This window comes from Pseudomonas sp. L-22-4S-12 (assembly GCF_009799935.1).
Taxonomy (GTDB): Bacteria; Pseudomonadota; Gammaproteobacteria; order Pseudomonadales; family Pseudomonadaceae; genus Aquipseudomonas.
Genome location: NZ_WELL01000003.1, coordinates 1 through 22,892, shown reverse-complemented (window position 1 = coordinate 22,892; position 22,892 = coordinate 1). Strand labels below are relative to the sequence as shown.

General features: G+C 59.2%; 20 protein-coding genes and 4 tRNA genes. All 24 read right to left on the bottom strand.

The genetic code is table 11. From position 1 onward, the window contains the following. Positions 1–8: 8 nt before the first annotated feature. Entirely contained in the window at positions 9–308 is a 300-nt protein-coding gene (gene rplW, locus F3I16_RS09295; protein ID WP_160082942.1) for a 50S ribosomal protein L23, read from the bottom strand. After that, positions 305–907: a 50S ribosomal protein L4 gene (rplD, locus tag F3I16_RS09290; RefSeq protein WP_160082944.1), complete on the bottom strand. Its 603-nt coding sequence runs from the start codon at positions 905–907 to the stop codon at positions 305–307. The genes rplW and rplD overlap by 4 nt, the downstream gene beginning before the upstream one ends. A 14-nt stretch (positions 908–921) precedes the next feature. Next, positions 922–1,557, bottom strand: a complete 636-nt coding sequence (gene rplC / locus F3I16_RS09285) for a 50S ribosomal protein L3 (protein WP_160082946.1) — start codon at positions 1,555–1,557, stop codon at positions 922–924. 83 nt (positions 1,558–1,640) lie between these two features. Next, positions 1,641–1,952: a 30S ribosomal protein S10 gene (rpsJ, locus tag F3I16_RS09280; protein WP_003186070.1), complete on the bottom strand. Its 312-nt coding sequence runs from the start codon at positions 1,950–1,952 to the stop codon at positions 1,641–1,643. Between the two features lie 153 nt (positions 1,953–2,105). Next, complete coding sequence (gene tuf, locus F3I16_RS09275) at positions 2,106–3,299, bottom strand: elongation factor Tu (RefSeq protein ID WP_160082948.1); 1,194 nt, start codon at positions 3,297–3,299, stop codon at positions 2,106–2,108. Between the two features lie 30 nt (positions 3,300–3,329). After that, positions 3,330–5,459, bottom strand: coding sequence for an elongation factor G (fusA, locus tag F3I16_RS09270; RefSeq protein ID WP_160493422.1), 2,130 nt, complete (start codon positions 5,457–5,459; stop codon positions 3,330–3,332). Positions 5,460–5,489: 30 nt separating this feature from the next. Beyond that, a complete protein-coding gene (gene rpsG, locus F3I16_RS09265) occupies positions 5,490–5,960 on the bottom strand; it encodes a 30S ribosomal protein S7 (protein WP_040261491.1) in 471 nt (156 codons plus the stop codon). 104 nt (positions 5,961–6,064) lie between these two features. Continuing rightward, complete coding sequence (gene rpsL, locus F3I16_RS09260) at positions 6,065–6,436, bottom strand: 30S ribosomal protein S12 (RefSeq protein WP_021217014.1); 372 nt, start codon at positions 6,434–6,436, stop codon at positions 6,065–6,067. A 159-nt stretch (positions 6,437–6,595) separates the two neighbouring features. Further along, on the bottom strand, positions 6,596–10,792 hold the full coding sequence (gene rpoC / locus F3I16_RS09255; RefSeq protein WP_160493421.1) for a DNA-directed RNA polymerase subunit beta': 4,197 nt from the start codon (positions 10,790–10,792) through the stop codon (positions 6,596–6,598). Between the two features lie 65 nt (positions 10,793–10,857). After that, entirely contained in the window at positions 10,858–14,931 is a 4,074-nt protein-coding gene (gene rpoB, locus F3I16_RS09250) for a DNA-directed RNA polymerase subunit beta (protein ID WP_160493420.1), read from the bottom strand. 216 nt (positions 14,932–15,147) lie between these two features. Continuing rightward, positions 15,148–15,516 (bottom strand): 50S ribosomal protein L7/L12, encoded by a 369-nt coding sequence (rplL, locus tag F3I16_RS09245; RefSeq protein ID WP_160082956.1) that lies wholly within the window; start codon positions 15,514–15,516, stop codon positions 15,148–15,150. Positions 15,517–15,596: 80 nt separating this feature from the next. Next, entirely contained in the window at positions 15,597–16,097 is a 501-nt protein-coding gene (gene rplJ, locus F3I16_RS09240) for a 50S ribosomal protein L10 (protein WP_160082958.1), read from the bottom strand. A 196-nt stretch (positions 16,098–16,293) separates the two neighbouring features. After that, a complete protein-coding gene (gene rplA / locus F3I16_RS09235; protein ID WP_160082960.1) occupies positions 16,294–16,989 on the bottom strand; it encodes a 50S ribosomal protein L1 in 696 nt (231 codons plus the stop codon). Further along, positions 16,989–17,420, bottom strand: coding sequence for a 50S ribosomal protein L11 (gene rplK, locus F3I16_RS09230; RefSeq protein WP_160082962.1), 432 nt, complete (start codon positions 17,418–17,420; stop codon positions 16,989–16,991). The genes rplA and rplK overlap by 1 nt, the downstream gene beginning before the upstream one ends. A 117-nt stretch (positions 17,421–17,537) precedes the next feature. Then, complete coding sequence (gene nusG, locus F3I16_RS09225; protein WP_160082964.1) at positions 17,538–18,071, bottom strand: transcription termination/antitermination protein NusG; 534 nt, start codon at positions 18,069–18,071, stop codon at positions 17,538–17,540. Positions 18,072–18,080: 9 nt separating this feature from the next. Then, the gene (gene secE / locus F3I16_RS09220) at positions 18,081–18,449 is read right to left on the bottom strand and encodes a preprotein translocase subunit SecE (RefSeq protein ID WP_160493419.1); all 369 of its coding nucleotides are present in this window, start codon (positions 18,447–18,449) and stop codon (positions 18,081–18,083) included. A gap of 47 nt (positions 18,450–18,496) precedes the next feature. Continuing rightward, a tRNA-Trp gene (locus tag F3I16_RS09215) sits at positions 18,497–18,572 on the bottom strand. A gap of 53 nt (positions 18,573–18,625) precedes the next feature. Further along, positions 18,626–19,819, bottom strand: a complete 1,194-nt coding sequence (gene tuf, locus F3I16_RS09210; protein ID WP_160082948.1) for an elongation factor Tu — start codon at positions 19,817–19,819, stop codon at positions 18,626–18,628. 85 nt (positions 19,820–19,904) lie between these two features. Next, a tRNA-Thr gene (locus F3I16_RS09205) sits at positions 19,905–19,980 on the bottom strand. Between the two features lie 26 nt (positions 19,981–20,006). After that, positions 20,007–20,080, bottom strand: a tRNA-Gly gene (locus F3I16_RS09200). 24 nt (positions 20,081–20,104) lie between these two features. After that, positions 20,105–20,189 (bottom strand) — tRNA-Tyr (locus F3I16_RS09195). 131 nt (positions 20,190–20,320) lie between these two features. Continuing rightward, positions 20,321–21,001, bottom strand: a complete 681-nt coding sequence (locus F3I16_RS09190; RefSeq protein ID WP_160493418.1) for an SPOR domain-containing protein — start codon at positions 20,999–21,001, stop codon at positions 20,321–20,323. An 8-nt stretch (positions 21,002–21,009) separates the two neighbouring features. Then, positions 21,010–21,759 (bottom strand): pantothenate kinase, encoded by a 750-nt coding sequence (locus tag F3I16_RS09185; protein ID WP_160493417.1) that lies wholly within the window; start codon positions 21,757–21,759, stop codon positions 21,010–21,012. Beyond that, entirely contained in the window at positions 21,749–22,711 is a 963-nt protein-coding gene (gene birA / locus F3I16_RS09180) for a bifunctional biotin--[acetyl-CoA-carboxylase] ligase/biotin operon repressor BirA (protein ID WP_160493416.1), read from the bottom strand. Before birA ends, F3I16_RS09185 begins: the two co-directional genes overlap by 11 nt. Between the last annotated feature and the right edge of the window lie 181 nt (positions 22,712–22,892).

Sequence of the window (22,892 nt, the reverse complement as noted above, 5' to 3'; positions counted from 1 at the left end):
CCCCTACCTTACTCAGCACTGCTGGCGAAATCGATGTCCTGGCCCGGCTGAAGAGCGATGTACGCCTTCTTCCAGTCGTTACGCTTGCCCACGCCGCGAGCGGTGCGCTTGCTTTTACCGAGAACGTTCACGGTATTAACAGCAGCAACTTTCACGTTGAACAGGCTTTCGACGGCCTTCTTGATTTCCAGCTTGGTTGCATCAGTAGCAACCTTGAAAACGAATTGGCTCTTGCCGTCCGCCAGCACAGTGGCTTTCTCGGAGACATGCGGGCCAACCAGCACTTTGAATACGCGTTCCTGGTTCATCCCAGCAGCTCCTCGAATTTCTTCACGGCGGACACGGTGACCAGCACCTTGTCGTAGGCGATCAGGCTGACAGGATCGGAACCTTGAACGTCACGTACGTCGACGTGCGGCAGGTTGCGCGCAGCCAGGTACAGATTCTGATCAACAGCATCGGACACGATCAGAACGTCGTTCAGACCCATGCCATTCAGCTTGTTCAGGAGAACCTTGGTTTTCGGTGCATCAACAGCGAAGTCTTCCACGACAACCAGGCGATCAGCACGCACCAACTCGGAGAGGATCGAGCGCAGAGCGGCACGATACATCTTCTTGTTGAGCTTCTGGTCATGGTTCTGCGGACGAGCAGCGAAGGTCACACCACCGCCACGCCAGATCGGACCACGCGAGGTACCAGCACGAGCACGACCGGTGCCCTTCTGACGCCACGGACGCTTGCCGCCGCCGGACACGTCGGAACGGGTCTTCTGCTGCTTGCTGCCCTGGCGACCGCCAGCCATGTAGGCGACAACGGCCTGGTGAACCAGGGTCTCGTTGTATTCGCTACCGAAAGTCGCGTCGGAGACTTCAATCGCCTGAGCGTTAGTTACATTCAATTGCATCTCAGCATCTCCCCTTAACCGCGAGCCTTGGCAGCCGGACGCACAACCAGATCGCCGCCAGTAGCGCCAGGAACGGCACCCTTGACCAGCAGCAGATTGCGTTCAGCGTCGACGCGCACAACTTCCAGGGACTGCACGGTCACGCGCTCAGCGCCCAGATGACCGGACATTTTTTTGCCCTTGAATACACGACCAGGAGTCTGGCACTGGCCGATGGAGCCCGGGACGCGGTGCGAGAGGGAGTTACCGTGGGTATTGTCTTGACCGCGGAAGTTCCAGCGCTTGATGGTACCGGCAAAGCCTTTACCCTTGGACTCACCGGTGACATCCACCAGCTGGCCAGCTTGGAACAGCTCGGCGGTGATCTGATCGCCAGCCTGGTACTCGCCTTCTGCAAGACGGAATTCCCAGACACCACGACCAGCAGCGACATTCGCCTTGGCAAAGTGACCAGCCTGAGCCTTGGTTACGCGGGAAGCACGACGCTCACCAACGGTAACCTGCACAGCGCGATAGCCATCGCTTTCTTCAGTTTTGAACTGGGTGACGCGATTCGGCTCGATCTCAATGACCGTAACCGGAATGGAGACACCTTCTTCGGTGAAAATGCGGGTCATGCCGCACTTACGACCGACTACACCAATAGTCATGTTGTAAACCTCATGAGTGTACGGGGCTTTCACCCGCTATGGCCGCCCATTTCAGAGCGTTACACGACTAAAACCCCAAGGTTTTAGCCGAGGCTGATCTGCACTTCCACGCCAGCTGCAAGGTCGAGCTTCATCAGCGCGTCAACGGTTTTATCCGTCGGCTGGACGATGTCCAGAACACGCTTATGAGTGCGAATCTCGTACTGATCGCGCGCGTCCTTGTTGACGTGCGGAGAGACCAGAACGGTGAAACGCTCCTTGCGAGTAGGCAGAGGAATAGGACCACGCACCTGAGCACCAGTACGTTTCGCGGTTTCCACGATTTCCTGGGTGGATTGATCGATCAGGCGATGGTCAAAAGCCTTCAACCGAATACGGATTTGTTGGTTTTGCATTTTGACCTCAGACTCTATCTCTGCTATCCCCAACGGACGGACTACGCCCGTTAAAAGGAGGCGTGATTGTACGGATGCACCGGAGGGGTGTCAACTTTTGCACAGAAAACAGAAAAGGCCCCGAAGGGCCTTTTCCTTTACCGCGACAATCGATTACTCGACGATCTTGGCAACCACGCCGGCACCAACGGTACGGCCGCCTTCGCGAATCGCGAAGCGCAGACCATCTTCCATGGCGATCGGCTTGATCAGGGTGACAACCATTTTCACGTTGTCGCCCGGCATTACCATCTCAACGCCTTCCGGCAGTTCGCACGAACCGGTTACGTCGGTGGTACGGAAGTAGAACTGCGGACGGTAGCCCTTGAAGAACGGGGTGTGACGACCACCTTCTTCCTTGGACAGCACGTACACTTCAGCTTCGAACTTGGTGTGCGGCTTGATGGTGCCCGGCTTGGCCAGAACCTGACCACGCTCCACGTCGTCACGCTTGGTGCCGCGCAGCAGCACGCCGCAGTTCTCGCCAGCACGACCTTCGTCGAGCAACTTGCGGAACATTTCAACGCCGGTGCAGGTGGTCTTGGTGGTCGGACGCAGACCAACGATCTCGATTTCTTCCTGGATCTTGACGATACCGCGCTCTACACGACCGGTAACTACGGTACCGCGGCCGGAGATCGAGAATACGTCTTCGATCGGCATCAGGAACGGCTTGTCGATGGCACGAACCGGCTCAGGGATGTACACGTCCAGGGTTTCAACCAGCTTCTTGACGGCGCTGGTGCCCATTTCGTTGTCGTCCTGGCCGTTCAGGGCCATCAGAGCGGAACCGATGATGATCGGAGTGTCGTCGCCCGGGAAGTCGTAGGTGGACAGCAGGTCACGAACTTCCATCTCGACCAGTTCCAGCAGCTCGGCGTCGTCCACCATGTCGGCCTTGTTCAGGAACACGACGATGTACGGAACACCTACCTGACGGGACAGCAGGATGTGCTCGCGGGTCTGCGGCATCGGGCCGTCAGCAGCGGAGCAAACCAGGATCGCGCCGTCCATCTGGGCAGCACCGGTGATCATGTTTTTTACGTAGTCGGCGTGACCAGGGCAGTCAACGTGCGCGTAGTGGCGAACGGCCGAGTCGTATTCAACGTGAGCGGTGTTGATGGTGATACCGCGAGCCTTTTCTTCCGGAGCGCTGTCGATCTTGTCGAAGTCGACACGAGCCGAACCGAATACTTCGGAGCAAACGCGAGTCAGAGCTGCGGTCAGGGTGGTTTTACCGTGGTCAACGTGACCGATGGTGCCTACGTTGACGTGCGGTTTGTTACGTTCAAACTTTTCTTTAGCCACGACTGTGAACCTCTTGCCTAAAGGGCTTGATTAGCCTTGTTTTTTAACCAGTGCTTCGACGATGTTCGACGGAGCCTCGGAGTATTTGGAGAATTCCATGGAGTAGCTTGCGCGACCCTGAGACATGGAACGGACGTCGGTCGCATAACCGAACATCTCACCCAGCGGAACCTCGGCACGGATCACTTTGCCCGACACCGAATCTTCCATACCCTGGATCAGACCACGACGACGGTTCAGGTCACCCATCACGTCACCCATGTAGTCCTCAGGGGTTACCACTTCCACCTTCATGATCGGCTCAAGCACTACACCGCCACCCTTCTGGGCCAGCTGCTTGGTCGCCATGGAAGCCGCCACCTTGAACGCCATCTCGTTGGAGTCGACGTCGTGGTAGGAACCATCGAACACGGTTGCCTTCAGGCCGATCAGCGGATAGCCGGCAACAACGCCGTTCTTCATCTGCTCTTCGATACCCTTCTGGATCGCCGGGATGTATTCCTTCGGAACCACACCACCTACGACTTCGTTGACGAAAACCAGACCTTCCTGACCTTCATCAGCCGGCGCGAAGCGAATCCAGCAGTGACCGAACTGGCCACGACCGCCGGACTGGCGCACGAACTTGCCTTCGATTTCGCAGTTCTTGGTGATCTTCTCGCGGTAGGAAACCTGAGGCTTACCGATGTTGGCCTCGACGTTGAACTCGCGCTTCATGCGGTCAACGAGGATGTCCAGGTGCAGCTCACCCATACCGGAGATGATGGTCTGACCGGTTTCCTCGTCAGTCTTGACGCGGAACGACGGGTCTTCCTGGGCCAGCTTGCCCAGTGCAATACCCATCTTCTCCTGGTCAGCCTTGGTTTTCGGCTCTACAGCCACCGAAATTACCGGCTCCGGGAAGTCCATACGCTCAAGGATGATCGGCTTTTCGATCGAGCACAGGGTGTCACCAGTGGTGACGTCCTTCATGCCGATCAGCGCAGCGATGTCACCTGCACGCACTTCCTTGATTTCGTCACGCTGGTTGGCGTGCATCTGCACCATACGACCAACGCGCTCTTTCTTGCCCTTGACCGAGTTGACCACAGAGTCACCCGAACTCAGGAAGCCCGAGTAAACGCGGACGAAGGTCAGAGTACCAACGAACGGGTCGGTGGCAATCTTGAACGCCAGCGCCGAGAACGGCTCGTCGTCATTGGCATGACGCTCGCTGTAGTCAGCTTCCTGCAGCTCTTCTTTCGGCTTCTCGATGAGGTCCGGATGAATACCCTTGATCGCAGGGATTTCGGTCGGAGCCGGCAGGAAGTCGATGACAGCATCGAGAACCAGCGGAACACCCTTATTCTTGAAGGAGGAACCACAGACAGCCGGAACGATTTCGCTGGCCAGGGTGCGCAGGCGCAGACCAGCCTTGATGTCCTCGACCGACAGATCACCTTCTTCAAGGTAACGGTTCATCAGCTCTTCGTTGGCCTCGGCAGCCGCCTCAACCATGTTGCTGCGCCACTCGTTGGCCAGGTCGACCAGCTCAGCCGGAATTTCTTCCTCGCGATAGCTGGTGCCCTTGTCGTCTTCGTTCCAGTAGATAGCCTTCATCTTGATCAGATCGACCTGACCTTCGAAGTTATCTTCGGCGCCGATGGCGATCTGGATCGGAACCGGGGTATGACCCAGACGATTCTTGATCTGACCAACAACGCGCAGGAAGTCGGCACCGGCACGGTCCATCTTGTTCACGTAGACAACACGCGGAACACCGTACTTGTTGGCCTGACGCCATACGGTTTCGGACTGCGGCTCAACGCCGGAAGTACCACAGAACACTACGACCGCACCATCGAGCACGCGCAGCGAGCGCTCTACTTCGATGGTGAAGTCAACGTGGCCGGGGGTATCGATGACGTTTACACGGTACTTGTCGTACTGGCCACGCGAACCTTCCCAGAAGGTAGTGATCGCAGCGGAGGTGATGGTGATACCACGCTCCTGCTCCTGCACCATCCAGTCAGTAGTAGCAGCGCCGTCATGCACCTCACCCATCTTGTGGCTGAGGCCTGTGTAGAACAGGATCCGCTCGGTAGTAGTGGTCTTGCCCGCATCAACGTGCGCGCAAATACCAATGTTACGGTAGCGGTTAATCGGAGTAGTACGAGCCATAAAGCCCTCGCAAATTTAGAAGCGCTGAAATTAGAAGCGGTAGTGCGAGAAAGCCTTGTTGGCTTCGGCCATACGGTGCACGTCTTCACGCTTCTTCACGGCTGCACCTTTGCCTTCAGCGGCATCCAGCAGCTCGCCAGCAAGGCGCAGAGCCATGGACTTCTCGCCACGCTTGCGCGCGTAGTCCACCAGCCAACGCATGGCCAGGGCATTACGACGGGACGGACGAACTTCGACCGGAACCTGGTAAGTCGCACCGCCGACACGGCGGGACTTCACTTCGACCAGCGGAGCGATGGCGTCGAGAGCTTTCTCGAAGATCTCCAGGGGATCGCTGTTCTTGCGCGCTTTAACAGTTTCCAGGGCACCGTAAACGATGCGCTCGGCGACTGCTTTTTTGCCGCTTTCCATCACGTGGTTCATGAATTTGGCGAGGATCTGCGATCCGTACTTCGGATCGTCAAGAATCTCACGCTTAGCTGCTACACGACGTCTTGGCATGATAAGCCCTCAAACGGTCTTCAGGTTAGCCCGGGACCATAACCATCCGGTTACGCCCGACCTTACTCTTATCGACTCAATAAAAAGAAAAATGGCGAGCCGAATTACTTCGGACGCTTGGTACCGTACTTCGAGCGACCCTGCTTACGGTCTTTAACGCCGGTGGTATCCAGCGAACCGCGAACAGTGTGGTAGCGCACACCCGGAAGGTCTTTTACACGACCGCCACGGATCAGCACGACGCTGTGCTCTTGCAGGTTGTGACCTTCACCACCGATGTAGGAGGTGACTTCAAAACCGTTGGTCAGACGAACACGGCACACTTTACGCAATGCGGAGTTCGGTTTCTTCGGCGTGGTGGTGTACACGCGGGTGCACACGCCACGACGTTGCGGGCAGTTCTGCAGCGCAGGAACGTCGGACTTCTCGACGATACGCTTGCGCGGCTGACGTACCAGCTGGTTGATAGTTGCCATCTACTAGCTCCACTGTTGTCTTTCGACGCTATTTATTACAACAAAAGCAAAATGGCAGAGCACAACGCCCTGCCAAATTTAGGGGTGCATGAGTCTAAAGAGACTGACGCCCCCAGTCAAGGCAATGCCCCGAACGACAGGTCGCTCGGGGCATCACACTCAATTGCCGGAGTTCAGCGCTTCGGTCAGTGCAGCTTCCACTTCACTGGCGCTCACTCGTACCGGCTGAGCCGCTTCACGCTTGCGCTTGCGCTCGCTGTGATAGGCCAGACCGGTACCGGCCGGGATCAGACGACCCACGACCACGTTTTCTTTCAGGCCGCGCAGGTAGTCCCGCTTGCCGGTAACCGCCGCCTCGGTCAGTACGCGAGTGGTCTCCTGGAAGGAGGCCGCCGAGATGAACGATTCGGTGGACAGCGACGCCTTGGTGATACCCAGCAGCACGCGGTCGAACTTGGAGATGAACTTATCATCCGCAGCCAGACGCTCGTTCTCGCCGAGGACGTGGGTCAGTTCCATCTGGTCGCCCTTGATGAAGCTGGAGTCGCCGGATTCGGTGATCTCAACCTTACGCAGCATCTGACGCAGGATGGTCTCGATGTGCTTGTCGTTGATCTTCACGCCCTGCAGGCGGTAAACGTCCTGGATCTCGTTGACGATGTACTTGGCCAGCGCGCTGACGCCCAGCAGACGCAGGATGTCGTGCGGATCGCTCGGACCGTCGGAGATGACTTCGCCGCGGTTCACCTGTTCGCCTTCGAAGACGTTCAGGTGACGCCACTTCGGAATCAGCTCCTCGTACGGATCGCTGCCATCGGTCGGAGTGATGACCAGGCGGCGCTTGCCCTTGGTTTCCTTGCCGAAGGCGATGGTGCCGCTGATTTCCGCCAGGATCGAAGCTTCCTTCGGACGACGTGCTTCGAACAGGTCGGCAACGCGCGGCAGACCACCGGTGATGTCACGGGTCTTCGAGGTTTCCTGCGGGATACGGGCGATAACGTCACCGACCGCGATCTGCGCACCGTCGGCCACACCGACCAGGGCGTTGGCCGGCAGGAAGTACTGGGCCGGCACGTCGGTACCCGGCAGCAGCAGTTCCTTGCCATTGGTATCAACCATCTTGATCGCCGGACGGATGTCCTTACCGGCGGCCGGACGATCTTTCGGATCCAGCACTTCGATGTCGGTCAGACCGGTCAGTTCGTCGGTCTGGCGCTTGATGGTGATGCCTTCTTCCATGCCGACGAAGGTCACGACACCCTTCATCTCGGTCACGATCGGGTGGGTGTGCGGGTCCCACTTGGCGACGATGGCGCCAGCGTCGACCTTGTCGCCTTCCTTCACGGAAATCACCGCACCATACGGCAGCTTGTAACGCTCGCGCTCGCGACCGAACTCGTCGGCCACGGCCAGCTCGCCGGAACGCGATACCGCGACCAGGTTGCCGTCCACACGCTCGACGTGCTTCAGGTTGTGCAGACGGATCGCACCGCCATTCTTCACCTGAACGCTGTCGGCAGCGGAAGTACGGCTGGCCGCACCACCGATGTGGAAGGTACGCATGGTCAGCTGGGTACCCGGCTCACCGATGGACTGGGCGGCGATGACGCCGACCGCTTCACCGATGTTGACCTGGTGGCCACGAGCCAGATCGCGACCGTAGCACTTGGCGCAGATGCCGTAACGGGTTTCGCAGCTGATCGGCGAACGCACGATTACTTCGTCGATGCTGGCGCGCTCGATGAACTCGACCCACTGCTCGTCGACCAGGGTACCGGCCGGCACGATGATTTCGTCGCTGCCCGGCTTGAATACGTCCTTGGCGATTACTCGGCCCAGTACGCGCTCACCCAGCGGCTCGACCACGTCACCGCCTTCGATGTGCGGGGTCATCAGCAGACCGTGTTCGGTGCCGCAATCGATCTCGGTCACCACCAGATCCTGGGCCACGTCGACCAGGCGACGAGTCAGGTAACCGGAGTTCGCGGTCTTCAGTGCGGTATCCGCCAGACCCTTACGCGCACCGTGAGTGGAGATGAAGTACTGCAGTACGTTCAGGCCTTCACGGAAGTTCGCGGTGATCGGGGTCTCGATGATGGAGCCGTCCGGCTTGGCCATCAGGCCACGCATACCGGCCAGCTGGCGGATCTGCGCGGCGCTACCACGAGCACCGGAGTCGGCCATCATGTACATGGAGTTGAAGGACTCCTGATCGACTTCCTTGCCTTCGCGGTCGATGACTTTCTCTTTCGAGAGGTTGGCCATCATCGCCTTCGACACTTCGTCGTTGGCCTTGGACCAGAGGTCGATCACCTTGTTGTACTTCTCGCCCTGGGTAACCAGGCCGGAGGCGTACTGCGATTCGATTTCCTTCACTTCCTCGGTGGCGGCGTCGATGATCCGCGCCTTCTCATCCGGGATGACGAAGTCGTTCACGCCGATCGACACACCGGAGATGGTCGAGTAGGCGAAACCGGTGTACATCAGCTGGTCGGCGAAGATCACGGTGTCCTTCAAGCCAACCACGCGGTAGCACTGGTTGATCAGCTTGGAGATCGCCTTCTTCTTCATCGGCTGGTTGACCACGTCGAACGACAGGCCGGCCGGGACCACCTGGAACAGCAGCGCACGGCCGACAGTAGTGTCGACGATACGGGTGTTCTTCACCACGCTACCGTCTTTCTGGTTGACGGTCTCGTTGATGCGCACCTTGACGCGGGCATGCAGCGAAGCCTCGCCGGCGCGGAATACGCGGTCGACTTCCTGCAGGTCGGCGAATACGCGACCTTCGCCCTTGGCGTTGATGGCTTCACGGGTCATGTAGTACAGACCCAGTACCACGTCCTGCGATGGCACGATGATCGGCTCGCCGTTGGCGGGCGAGAGGATGTTGTTGGTCGACATCATCAGCGCGCGTGCTTCCAGCTGAGCCTCGAGGGTCAGCGGAACGTGGACGGCCATCTGGTCACCGTCGAAGTCGGCGTTGTACGCGGCGCAGACCAGCGGGTGCAGCTGGATCGCTTTACCTTCGATCAGAACCGGTTCGAACGCCTGGATGCCCAGACGGTGCAGGGTCGGTGCGCGGTTGAGCAGTACGGGGTGTTCGCGGATGACTTCGGCGAGAACGTCCCAGACCTCGGGCAGTTCGCGCTCGACCATCTTCTTGGCGGCCTTGATGGTGGTCGCCATGCCGCGCATTTCCAGCTTGCCGAAAATGAACGGCTTGAACAGCTCGAGCGCCATCTTCTTCGGCAGACCGCACTGGTGCAGGCGCAGGGTCGGGCCCACGGTAATCACGGAACGACCGGAGTAGTCCACGCGCTTACCGAGCAGGTTCTGACGGAAGCGACCTTGCTTACCTTTGATCATGTCGGCCAGCGACTTCAGCGGACGCTTGTTCGAGCCAGTGATGGCGCGACCGCGACGGCCGTTGTCGAGCAGGGCGTCGACCGCTTCCTGCAGCATGCGCTTTTCGTTGCGCACGATGATGTCCGGCGCCGACAGATCGAGCAGGCGCTTCAGACGGTTGTTACGGTTGATCACGCGGCGATACAGATCGTTCAGGTCGGAGGTGGCGAAACGGCCACCGTCCAACGGCACCAGCGGACGCAGATCCGGCGGCAGTACCGGCAGAACGGTCAGGACCATCCACTCCGGATGGTTGCCGGAGTCCTTGAAGGCTTCCATCAGCTTCAGGCGCTTGGACAGCTTCTTGATCTTGGTTTCCGAGTTGGTCTGCGGAATCTCTTCGCGCAGGCGGCCAATCTCGTGATCCAGGTCGATCGCGTTGAGCAGCTCGCGTACCGCTTCGGCGCCCATGCGCGCGTCGAAGTCGTCACCGAACTCTTCGAGGGCTTCGAAGTACTGCTCGTCGTTCAGCAGCTGGCCCTTCTCCAGAGTGGTCATGCCCGGATCGATCACCACGTAGCTCTCGAAATAGAGCACGCGTTCGATGTCACGCAGGGTCATGTCCAGCAGCAGGCCGATACGGCTCGGCAGGGACTTCAGGAACCAGATGTGAGCAACCGGCGAAGCCAGCTCGATGTGCGCCATGCGCTCACGACGGACCTTGGCCAGGGCGACTTCCACGCCGCACTTCTCACAGATCACGCCACGGTGCTTGAGGCGCTTGTACTTACCGCACAGGCACTCGTAGTCCTTTACCGGGCCAAAGATCTTGGCGCAGAACAGACCATCGCGCTCAGGCTTGAAGGTACGGTAGTTGATGGTTTCCGGCTTTTTCACTTCACCGAAAGACCAGGAACGAATCATCTCAGGCGAAGCCAGACCGATACGGATCGCATCGAACTCTTCCACCTGACCCTGGTTTTTCAACAGATTCAGCAAGTCTTTCAAGGCCTTTCCTCCTCACGGACCAGCGGCAACCCGGCCTTGGCCGGGCGCCGCATAGGCGGTGCGTGTTATTCGGTTTCCAGTTCGATGTCGATACCGAGCGAGCGGATCTCTTTGATCAACACGTTGAAGGACTCGGGCATGCCGGCCTCCATGCGGTGATCGCCGTCCACGATGTTCTTGTACATCTTGGTCCGGCCGTTCACGTCGTCCGACTTCACGGTCAGCATTTCCTGCAGGGTGTAGGCGGCGCCGTAGGCTTCCAGTGCCCAGACCTCCATCTCACCGAAGCGCTGACCACCGAACTGCGCCTTACCACCCAGCGGCTGCTGGGTAACCAGGCTGTAGGAACCGGTGGAACGAGCGTGCATCTTGTCGTCGACCAGGTGGTTCAGTTTGAGCATGTACATGTAGCCGACGGTGGTCGGACGCTCGAACTGGTTACCGGTACGGCCGTCGGTCAGGCGCATCTGGCCGCTTTCCGGCAGATCGGCCAGCTTGAGCATGGCCTTGATCTCGCTTTCCTTGGCACCGTCGAATACCGGGGTAGCCATCGGCACACCGCCACGCAGGTTCTTCGCCAGATCGAGGATCTCGGTATCGGACAGCTCGTCGAGGTTCTCCTGACGACCACCGATCTCGTTGTAGATCTGCTGCATGAACTTGCGCAGCTCGGCGACCTTGCGCTGCTCTTCGAGCATGCGGTTGATCTTCTCGCCCAGGCCCTTGGCCGCCAAGCCCAGGTGGGTTTCGAGGATCTGCCCGACGTTCATACGCGACGGTACGCCCAGCGGGTTGAGGACGATGTCGACCGGGGTGCCATTGGCATCGTGCGGCATGTCTTCGACCGGCATGATCACCGAGACCACACCCTTGTTACCGTGACGACCGGCCATCTTGTCGCCCGGCTGGATGCGGCGCTTGATCGCCAGGTAGACCTTGACGATCTTCAGTACGCCCGGCGCCAGGTCGTCGCCCTGCTGCAGCTTGCGCTTCTTGTCTTCGAACTTGTCGTCGAGCAGCTGGCGACGGTCGCTGATGTAGGCCTGGGCCTTTTCCAGCTGCTCGTTGAGAGCATCTTCCGCCATGCGCAGCTTGAACCACTGGCCACGCTCCAGACCGTCGAGGAAGGCGTCGTCGATCACTGCGCCTTTCTTCAGACCGGCGCCGCCTTCGGCCTTGGCACCGACCAGGGCGGAACGCAGACGCTCGAAGGTCGCGCCTTCGACGATGCGGAACTCCTCGTTGAGGTCCTTGCGGATCTCGTCGAGCTGCATCTTCTCGATGGACAGGGCGCGCGAGTCGCGCTCCACGCCGTCGCGGGTGAAGACCTGCACGTCGATGACGGTACCCTTGGTGCCGGTCGGTACGCGCAGGGAGGTGTCCTTCACGTCGGATGCCTTCTCACCGAAGATCGCACGCAGCAGTTTCTCTTCCGGAGTCAGCTGGGTCTCGCCTTTCGGGGTGACCTTGCCGACCAGGATGTCGCCGGCCATGACTTCGGCACCGACGTAGACGATACCGGCTTCGTCCAGCTTGTTCAGCGCAGCTTCACCGACGTTCGGGATATCCGCGGTGATTTCCTCTGGGCCGAGCTTGGTGTCACGGGCCACGCAGGTCAGTTCCTGGATGTGGATCGTGGTGAAGCGGTCTTCCTGAACCACACGCTCGGACAGGCAGATGGAGTCTTCGAAGTTGAAGCCGTTCCACGGCATGAACGCCACGCGCATGTTCTGACCCAGCGCCAGTTCACCCATGTCGGTGGACGGGCCGTCGGCCAGGATGTCGCTGCGCGAAACCTTGTCACCCTTGCTCACCAGCGGACGCTGGTTGATGCAGGTGTTCTGGTTCGAACGGGTGTATTTGGTCAGGTTGTAGATGTCGACACCGGCTTCGCCAGTTTCGACTTCGTCATCGTTGACGCGAACCACGATGCGGCTGGCATCGACCGAGTCGATCACGCCGCCACGACGGGCCACGACGCAGACGCCTGAGTCACGGGCAACGTTGCGCTCCATGCCGGTACCTACCAGCGGCTTGTCGGCGCGCAGGGTCGGTACAGCCTGACGCTGCATGTTGGAACCCATCAACGCACGGTTGGCGTCGTCGTGTTCGAGGAACGGAATCAGCGAAGCGGCAACGGAAACTACCTGCTTCGGCGACACGTCCATCAGGGTGACGTCTTCCGGCGCCTTGACGGTGAATTCGTTCAGGTGACGAACAGCCACCAGCTCATCGGTCAGCATGCCCTTGTCGTTCATGGTCGCCGAAGCCTGGGCGATCACGTGATCGGCCTCTTCGATGGCGGACAGGAAGACGATTTCGTCGGTCACCAGCCCGGCCTTGACCACACGGTACGGGCTTTCCAGGAAGCCGTACTGGTTGGTGCGCGCATAGGCGGCCAGGGAGTTGATCAGACCGATGTTCGGACCTTCGGGGGTCTCGATCGGGCACACGCGGCCGTAGTGGGTCGGGTGTACGTCGCGGACTTCGAAGCCGGCACGCTCGCGGGTCAGACCACCAGGGCCAAGCGCGGAGACGCGGCGCTTGTGGGTGATCTCGGAGAGCGGGTTGTTCTGGTCCATGAACTGCGAGAGCTGGCTGGAACCGAAGAACTCTTTCACCGCCGCCGCAACCGGCTTGGCGTTGATCAGGTCCTGCGGCATCAGGCCTTCGCTTTCGGCCATCGACAGGCGCTCCTTGACCGCGCGCTCGACGCGCACCAGGCCAACACGGAACTGGTTCTCGGCCATCTCGCCGACGCAACGCACGCGACGGTTACCCAGGTGGTCGATGTCGTCGACGATGCCTTTGCCGTTGCGGATGTCGACCAGGGTCTTGAGGACCTCGACGATGTCTTCGCGGCTCAGCACGCCGGAACCTTCGATCTCGGTGCGACCGATACGACGGTTGAACTTCATGCGGCCGACGGCGGACAGGTCGTAACGCTCGGCGCTGAAGAACAGATTGTTGAACAGGGTCTCGGCAGCATCCTTGGTTGGCGGTTCGCCAGGACGCATCATGCGGTAGATCTCGACCAGGGCTTCCAGCTGGTTGCTGGTGGAGTCGATCTTCAGCGTGTCGGAGATGAACGGACCGCAGTCGATGTCGTTGGTGTACAGGGTCTCGATGCGGACAACCTGCGCCTTGACGATCTTGGCCAGCAGGTCGACGGTCAGCTCGGTGTTGCACTCGGCAACGATCTCGCCGGTCGACGGATGCACGATGGCCTTGGCGGTGGTACGGCCCAGCACGTAGTCGAGCGGCACTTCCAGCTCTTTGATGCCGGCCTTGTCGATCTGGTTGATGTGGCGCGCGGTGATGCGGCGGCCCTGCTCAACGATGACCTTGCCCTTCTCGTCCTTGATGTCGAACGCGGCGATTTCGCCACGCAGACGCTGCGGCACCAGTTCCAGGTTGAGCGACTCGCCCTGCACGTGGAAGACGTTGGTGGCGTAGAAGGCGTTGAGCACTTCTTCAGTGCTGTAGCCCAGCGCGCGCAGCAGCACGGAAGCCGGCAGCTTGCGACGACGGTCGATACGCACGAACACGCAGTCCTTCGGGTCGAACTCGAAGTCCAGCCAGGAGCCGCGGTAAGGAATGATGCGAGCCGAGTACAGCAGCTTGCCCGAGCTGTGGGTCTTGCCGCGGTCGTGGTCGAAGAACACGCCCGGCGAGCGGTGCAACTGGGAAACGATGACGCGCTCGGTACCGTTGATGATGAAGGTACCGTTCTCGGTCATGAGCGGAATTTCGCCCATGTAGACTTCTTGCTCTTTGATGTCCTTGATCGCTTTGTTCGACGATTCTTTGTCGAAAATGATCAGACGGACTTTGACCCGCAGCGGCACGGCGAAGGTCACGCCACGCAGCACGCACTCTTTGACGTCGAATGCCGGCTCGCCCAGGCGATAGCCGACATACTCCAGAGCAGCATTGCCGGAATAGCTGATAATCGGGAATACGGACTTGAAGGCCGCATGCAGGCCAACGTCGCGGAACTGCTCCTTGCTCGCTCCCGCCTGCAGGAATTCGCGGTACGAATCCAACTGGATGGCCAGGAGATACGGCACATCCATCACGTCCGGCAACTTGCTAAAGTCCTTGCGGATACGTTTTTTCTCAGTGTATGAGTAAGCCATCAGCGTTCCCCAGCTTGGTCACCTGCTTGTTTGGCTGCTCCCGACGGCAACAGCCAGAAAATCTTGCAAACCCTAGGTTTGCACCGCCCTCGAGCGGGTTTTCACGTTAGGGCGAAGGCCTGCGCACATCACCCATAACGGAAAAAGGCCGGTGGCAAAAGCCACCAGCCGCCAGCCTTAAGCGCAATGCTTGGGCTGTTGACGCAAGGTCGTCGCTTACTTGAGCTCGACTTTGGCGCCAGCTTCTTCCAGAGCCTTCTTGGCAGCTTCGGCTTCGTCTTTCGACACGCCTTCTTTAACGGCAGCCGGAGCGCCGTCAACTACTGCTTTGGCTTCTTTCAGACCCAGACCGGTCAGTTCGCGAACGACTTTGATGACGTTCACTTTCTTTTCGCCGGCTTCAACCAGCATGATGTTGAACTCGGTCTGCTCTTCAGCAGCGGCAGCAGCCGGGCCAGCAGCAGCAACGGTGGCAGCAGCGGCGGTAACGCCGAACTTCTCTTCCATTGCCTTGATCAGTTCAACAACTTCCAGAACGGTTTTCTGGCCGATTGCTTCGATGATGTCTTCGTTCGACAGAGCCATGACTCTAATTCCTGTATTGGGGGACAGCCTTCGCGGCCATCAAATTAAACAAATTTGCTTGAGAAAGACTGTGCGACGCCTTAGGCGGCGGCAGCTTCTTTCTGGTCGCGAACGGCCGCCAGAGTACGAGCCAGCTTGCTGGTAGCGCCTTGAATCACGCTCATCAGCTGCGAAATGGCTTCGTCGTAGGTCGGCAGAGTTGCCAGCACGTCGATCTGATTGGCTGCGAGGAACTTGCCCTCGAACGCAGCTGCCTTGATCTCGAACTTGTCCTGACCCTTGGCGAACTCCTTGAACAGACGAGCAGCAGCGCCCGGGTGTTCGTTCGAGAACGCGATCAGGGTCGGGCCTTTGAACACGTCGTTGAGCACGTCATATTGAGTGCCTTCAACGGCGCGGCGCAGCAGGGTGTTACGCACGACACGTACGTATACGCCAGCTTCGCGGGCCTCTTTACGGAGTCCGGTCATAGCGCCGACAGTCACGCCACGGGCATCAGCCACGACAGCGGAAAGACCGGCTTTGGCAGCCTCGTTGACTTCAGCGACGATGGCCTTTTTGTCTTCGAGTTTAATTGCCACGGGTTTACTCCTGGATTACCTGTTCGCCTGGCCGGAGCCGGGCGACGTTTTGGTGTCTGATTCGCTAGGCGAATCGGGAGCACCATCTGCGTAGGCTTGAGGTTTAAGGCTTGCGCCGCCTACGGTCTTGGATAGCCCCCGCCAGGCAGGGACCCCAATTTTTTCAAGCCGGCGGATCGCTCCACCGGCCCATGACTTACGCCTCGAGCGAAGCTTGGTCGATGACCAGACCCGGACCCATGGTGGTGCTCAGGGTCACACGCTTGACGTAGATGCCTTTCGAGGTGGACGGCTTCAGACGCTTGAGGTCCGACAGCAGGGCTTCCACGTTCTGCTTCAGGTGAGCGGCTTCGAAGCCGACCTTGCCAACAGAGGTGTGGATGATGCCGTTCTTGTCGGTACGGAAACGTACTTGACCGGCCTTGGCGTTCTTAACGGCAGTGGCCACGTCCGGAGTCACGGTACCGACCTTCGGGTTCGGCATCAGGCCGCGCGGACCGAGGATCTGGCCCAGCTGACCGACAACGCGCATGGCGTCCGGGGAAGCGATGACCACGTCGTAGTTCAGGTCGCCGGCTTTCATCTCGGCAGCCAGCTCGTCCATGCCAACCTTGTCGGCACCGGCAGCCAGGGCAGCTTCGGCGCCCGGACCTTGGGTGAAGACGGCGACGCGAACGGTCTTACCGGTGCCGTTCGGCAGCACGGTAGCACCGCGTACGACCTGGTCGGATTTACGCGGATCAACACCCAGGTTGATGGCGATGTCGAACGACTCGGTGAACTTGACGGCAGACAGTTCGGCCAACAGCTTGGCGGCGTCTTCGAAACCGTATTGCTTGCCGGCTTCGATTTTTTCAGCGATAGCCTTCTGGCGCTTGGTCAGCTTAGCCATTACACACCCTCCACGTTGAGGCCCATGCTACGCGCGGAACCGGCGATGGTACGCACGGCCGCATCCAGGTCAGCGGCAGTCAGATCGGCCTTCTTGGTCTTGGCGATCTCTTCCAGCTGAGCACGGGTAACGGTGCCAACCTTGACGGTGTTCGGACGAGCAGAGCCGCTGGTCAGGCCGGCGGCCTTCTTCAGCAGAACCGAAGCCGGGGTGCTTTTGGTTTCAAAGGTGAAGCTGCGGTCGCTGTACACAGTGATGATCACTGGAGTCGGCAGACCGGGCTCCATGCCCTGGGTCTTGGCGTTGAACGCCTTGCAGAATTCCATGATGTTCACGCCGTGCTGACCCAGAGCCGGGCCTACGGGCGGCGACGGGTTGGCCTGAGCGGCCTTCACTTGCAGCTTGATATAAGCGGTAATCTTCTTAGCCATGAGCTACTCCAAATTTGGGTTCAAGCGCCTTTCGGCTCCCCAATGACGTACACGTTTATCCCAATGACGAAAAAACCCCGCAGTCCTTGACTGCGGGGTACGGGATGCGTTGTCCAGTTATGCCTTCTCGACCTGACTGAACTCCAGCTCCACCGGAGTGGAGCGACCGAAAATAAGCACGGCCACGTGGATCCGGCTCTTTTCGTAGTTAACTTCTTCAACCACGCCATTGAAGTCCGCGAACGGACCGTCGATGACCCGCACGGTTTCGCCCGGCTCAAACAGCGTCTTCGGCTTGGGCTTGTCGCCGCTATCGGCAACACGACGCAGAATCGCGTCAGCCTCTTTCTCGGTGATCGGCGCCGGCTTGTCGGCGGTACCACCGATGAAGCCCATGACGCGCGGCGTATCCTTGATCAGGTGCCAAGTCGCCTCGTTCATTTCCATTTGAACCAGAACATAGCCAGGGAAGAACTTGCGTTCACTCTTGCGCTTCTGGCCATTGCGCATCTCTACCACTTCTTCGGTAGGCACCAGAATTTCGCCGAACTCATCCTCCATGCCAGCCAGCTTGACGCGCTCAATCAACGAGCGCATTACATGCTTCTCGTAACCCGAGTAAGCATGCACAACGTACCAACGCTTAGCCACGGGACACCCTTAACCGACAATCAACGAAACAAGCCAGCCCAGCAGGGAATCCAGACCCCACAGAACCAGCGCCATGACCAGGACCACAGCCACCACGATCAAAGTGGTCTGCGTGGTTTCCTGACGGCTTGGCCATACAACTTTACGGATTTCGGTGCGCGCTTCTTTGGCAAGACCGAAGAAGGCCTGCCCTTTCGCAGTCTGCAATGCGGCAAAACCAGCCACAACGGCCAGCACCAGCAGAACCAGCACACGATACAGGAGCGGCTCAGCCGAGAAATACTGATTGCCGACCACACCAGCGACCACTAGAGCGACAACAACCAGCCACTTTAGCAAGTCAAAGCGCGAGTCTTTAGCTTCAGCTTTGGCATTCATGAGAACAACCCTGTAGAAGAAATGCCAGATCCACTTTTCCGGGAATCTGGCAGGCCAGGAGGGAATCGAACCCCCAACCTGCGGTTTTGGAGACCGCCGCTCTGCCAATTGAGCTACTGGCCTAAAACGAAGTCAGGCCGACCATTATGCCGGCCCGACAAGGCTAGATCAATCGATTACTCGACGATCTTGGCAACAACACCCGCACCAACGGTACGACCGCCTTCGCGAATCGCGAAGCGCAGACCATCTTCCATGGCGATCGGCTTGATCAGGGTGACAACCATTTTCACGTTGTCGCCCGGCATTACCATCTCAACGCCTTCCGGCAGTTCGCACGAACCGGTTACGTCGGTGGTACGGAAGTAGAACTGCGGACGGTAGCCCTTGAAGAACGGGGTGTGACGACCACCTTCTTCCTTGGACAGCACGTACACTTCAGCTTCGAACTTGGTGTGCGGCTTGATGGTGCCCGGCTTGGCCAGAACCTGACCACGCTCCACGTCGTCACGCTTGGTGCCGCGCAGCAGCACGCCGCAGTTCTCGCCAGCACGACCTTCGTCGAGCAACTTGCGGAACATTTCAACGCCGGTGCAGGTGGTCTTGGTGGTCGGACGCAGACCAACGATCTCGATTTCTTCCTGGATCTTGACGATACCGCGCTCTACACGACCGGTAACTACGGTACCGCGGCCGGAGATCGAGAATACGTCTTCGATCGGCATCAGGAACGGCTTGTCGATGGCACGAACCGGCTCAGGGATGTACACGTCCAGGGTTTCAACCAGCTTCTTGACGGCGCTGGTGCCCATTTCGTTGTCGTCCTGGCCGTTCAGGGCCATCAGAGCGGAACCGATGATGATCGGAGTGTCGTCGCCCGGGAAGTCGTAGGTGGACAGCAGGTCACGAACTTCCATCTCGACCAGTTCCAGCAGCTCGGCGTCGTCCACCATGTCGGCCTTGTTCAGGAACACGACGATGTACGGAACACCTACCTGACGGGACAGCAGGATGTGCTCGCGGGTCTGCGGCATCGGGCCGTCAGCAGCGGAGCAAACCAGGATCGCGCCGTCCATCTGGGCAGCACCGGTGATCATGTTTTTTACGTAGTCGGCGTGACCAGGGCAGTCAACGTGCGCGTAGTGGCGAACGGCCGAGTCGTATTCAACGTGAGCGGTGTTGATGGTGATACCGCGAGCCTTTTCTTCCGGAGCGCTGTCGATCTTGTCGAAGTCGACACGAGCCGAACCGAATACTTCGGAGCAAACGCGAGTCAGAGCAGCGGTCAGAGTGGTTTTACCGTGGTCAACGTGGCCAATGGTCCCTACGTTGACGTGTGGTTTATTCCGTTCAAACTTTTCTTTAGCCATTTTGACCGTCTCCCATCAATGAATTGACCGAGTCACGCCGCCATTAAAACAAAGGCAGATATCTGCATATCTGCCTTTGTTGAAGTGGAGCTCATGAGCGGATTTGAACCGCTGACCTCACCCTTACCAAGGGTGTGCTCTACCAACTGAGCTACATGAGCGAAACACATTGCACAAGCCGCAAACCTGGAGCGGGCAGCGGGAATCGAACCCGCATCATCAGCTTGGAAGGCTGAGGTTCTACCACTGAACTATGCCCGCGGAGCTTGCGGCTCACGCTAAATCTGGTGGAGGGGGAAGGATTCGAACCTTCGAAGTCGATGACGTCAGATTTACAGTCTGATCCCTTTGGCCGCTCGGGAACCCCTCCAAAACGAGGCGGCATTCTCATCTCATGCCACCCTACTGTCAAGCAATTTCTCAATAAAAACTTGAGGTTAGCAATTTCTGACAGCAACCCTGCAAGGGCTACCCTGCAAAGCGGGCGCCATTCTATGCAAACTAACGCGGCATTGCAACGTCTTCGCACGGCATTAATTGATGTTGTAAGTCCTTGAAGTCAGAAGCCAGTTGCTGCAGCAGGTAATCGTCGGCCAAACGCCGGCTCTGCGGGGCTATGCGCACCCAGTAACTGCGTTGCGCCCGGGGCAATTCGCGCAACAATGGTTCATATCCGGCATCGACAAGGCGCTGCATGACACTCTGCGCGGAGTCACTGCGCGGAAAAATGCCCAACGAAATACCATTGGCAAGATCGCCTTGGGTGATGATGTAGCTGTCGATTTTCCGCGCCTGCAGCTCCTTGAGCTGACGCAATGACGCCTGCCGGGAGGCCAGCGGCGCCAGATAGACCCAGTAATCAAGACCGGCAGCCGCATCGATACCACGAACCTCTCCCTGAATATCCAGGGACATCAGCCTCTGCTCGACCTCGCGCGCCGCCTCTTCCTGCTGGAAGCTGCCAAGAAACAGACAGGTTTCGGTGACCGCCGCAGCCGGCACCGCCCCCACCTGCTCGCGCCTCTGCTGCCTATCGGCCTCACTGAGCAGGCGGATATCCTGCTGCGCACCGCGATAAAGCGACATCGGCTCAACTTCCTTGACCCGCAAGGGCGCCTGCTGCTGATGCCAGACGTAATAAAAAAGGTTGAGTACCAGCAGGAGCAGGAACAACCAGCGCATAGCAAACCTCAAGACAAAGGACAGGCCGCTGCCAGCCCGACAAAAACCAAATCGGCAACCAGCTGCGCCTGCGGCAGCAGTTCGCGCACCAGAGGCGCGTCGCCCCCCGTGAGATAGACAGTGAAACCTTTACCCAGGCACTCATTCGCCAACTCAAGCTGGGTCGACACAAACCCTCGCAACATCAGCGAACAGCCGCGCTCCACCGCTTCAGCCGTGGAGCGCCCAGGCAGCAGGCTGCACGCAGCCTCTTCAGCTGCCGCATCGTCATAGCGAATGCGCCGGGTATGCGTCCGCAGCTGATTGCGCATCAACGGTACCCCGGGACAGATATAGCCCCCAAGATGCTCGCCATCGGCAGCAACAAAGTCGGAAGTGACTGCAGTACCCAGGTCCAGCACCAGACATGCGCCACCAGACAGCCGATAGGCACCAACCAGCGCCAACCAGCGATCCAACCCCAGGCGCGCATAATCTTCATAGCCGTTGCGCACTCCGGCCAGCTGCCGCGCAGGCCGGGCACAGCAAACCCTGAGTGCAAAAGCCTGCTCAATGGACGCCACCAGGGCATTGGTCTCATCGTCGCTGCGCACACTAACCAGACGGCAATCTCTGGGCATCATGCCAGGCGCCCCGCGCACAGCATCCAGCAGCTGCTCGCTGGAACCAACCACGCCACCGGCGACACTCGCCTGACCATCCACAGCCAACAAGCGCCACTTGATAAAGCTGTTGCCACAGTCCAGCTCAAGAATCATTACGCAACCTCAGGCTCAGCTCACCACCACTGAATGACCGCTCTTCGCCGGCCACGTCCAGGCGCAGCGCGCCCTGCCGATCAACCCCCAGCACATACCCGTCAATATGCTGCGACCCCATTGCGAGGGTCACTGCAGCTCCCTGCCAGAGATGTGCCGCCTCCCACTCCTCACGCAACCCGGCAAAGCCTTCTTGCGCATGGATATTCAGATAGCGCCGCAGACATCGACTCAAACGCAGCAGAAGCTCGGTGCGATCGATCAATTGCCCAGCCTGCTCACGCAGCGAAGTCCAGGGCTGATCGATCTCCACCCGCCCCGGCAGCATATTAACGTTGACGCCAATACCAATGACGACCAGGCACGCATCAGCAGGATCGCCAGCCAGCTCCAACAGAATGCCAGCCACCTTGCGCCCACCGACCAAAATGTCATTCGGCCACTTCAACCCCGCCTCGGCACAGCCCAGCTCTCGCAGAGCCTCCAGCACCGCCAGGCCAACGGTCAGGCTGAGCCCTTCAAGCGGATAGGCACCCCCCTCGATGCGCAGGCCCAGGCTGTAATACAGATTCTCCGCATAGGGGCTAACCCAGGTCCGCCCGCGCCGCCCGCGACCACTCTCCTGACGCTCAGCCAGCACCAAGAGCGGCGCAGGATGCCCCGCCGCCAGCTGCCGCAGCGCCTCGGCATTGGTCGAATCCAGAGACTCAAAGACACTGGAGGCCCAGCCCAGCTCGGCACAGCCGGCAGCGATGCGCTCCGCATCCAGCAGCGACAGCGGCGATGCCAGACGATAGCCACGCCCACGCACCCGGTAGATGCTGAGTTCAAGGTCGCCCTCCAGGTGCTGCAGGCGCTTCCACACCGCACTGCGACTCACGCCCAGCAGCTGCCCCAGTACCTCACCGGAATGAAATTCGCCATCCCGTAGCAGTTGCAACACGTCTTGCATTGGAGTCTCGCCTTGCAAAGAGGCACGCATCATAACGATGCAGGTTGGTGTTGCCTAGAAAAGCACCGAGCAGTTTCTACGGCGCAAAGACAAACCCCCGACCATCTTACGATGATCGGGGGTTTGGGATAGGAGCTTGACGATGACCTACTCTCACATGGGGAAGCCCCACACTACCATC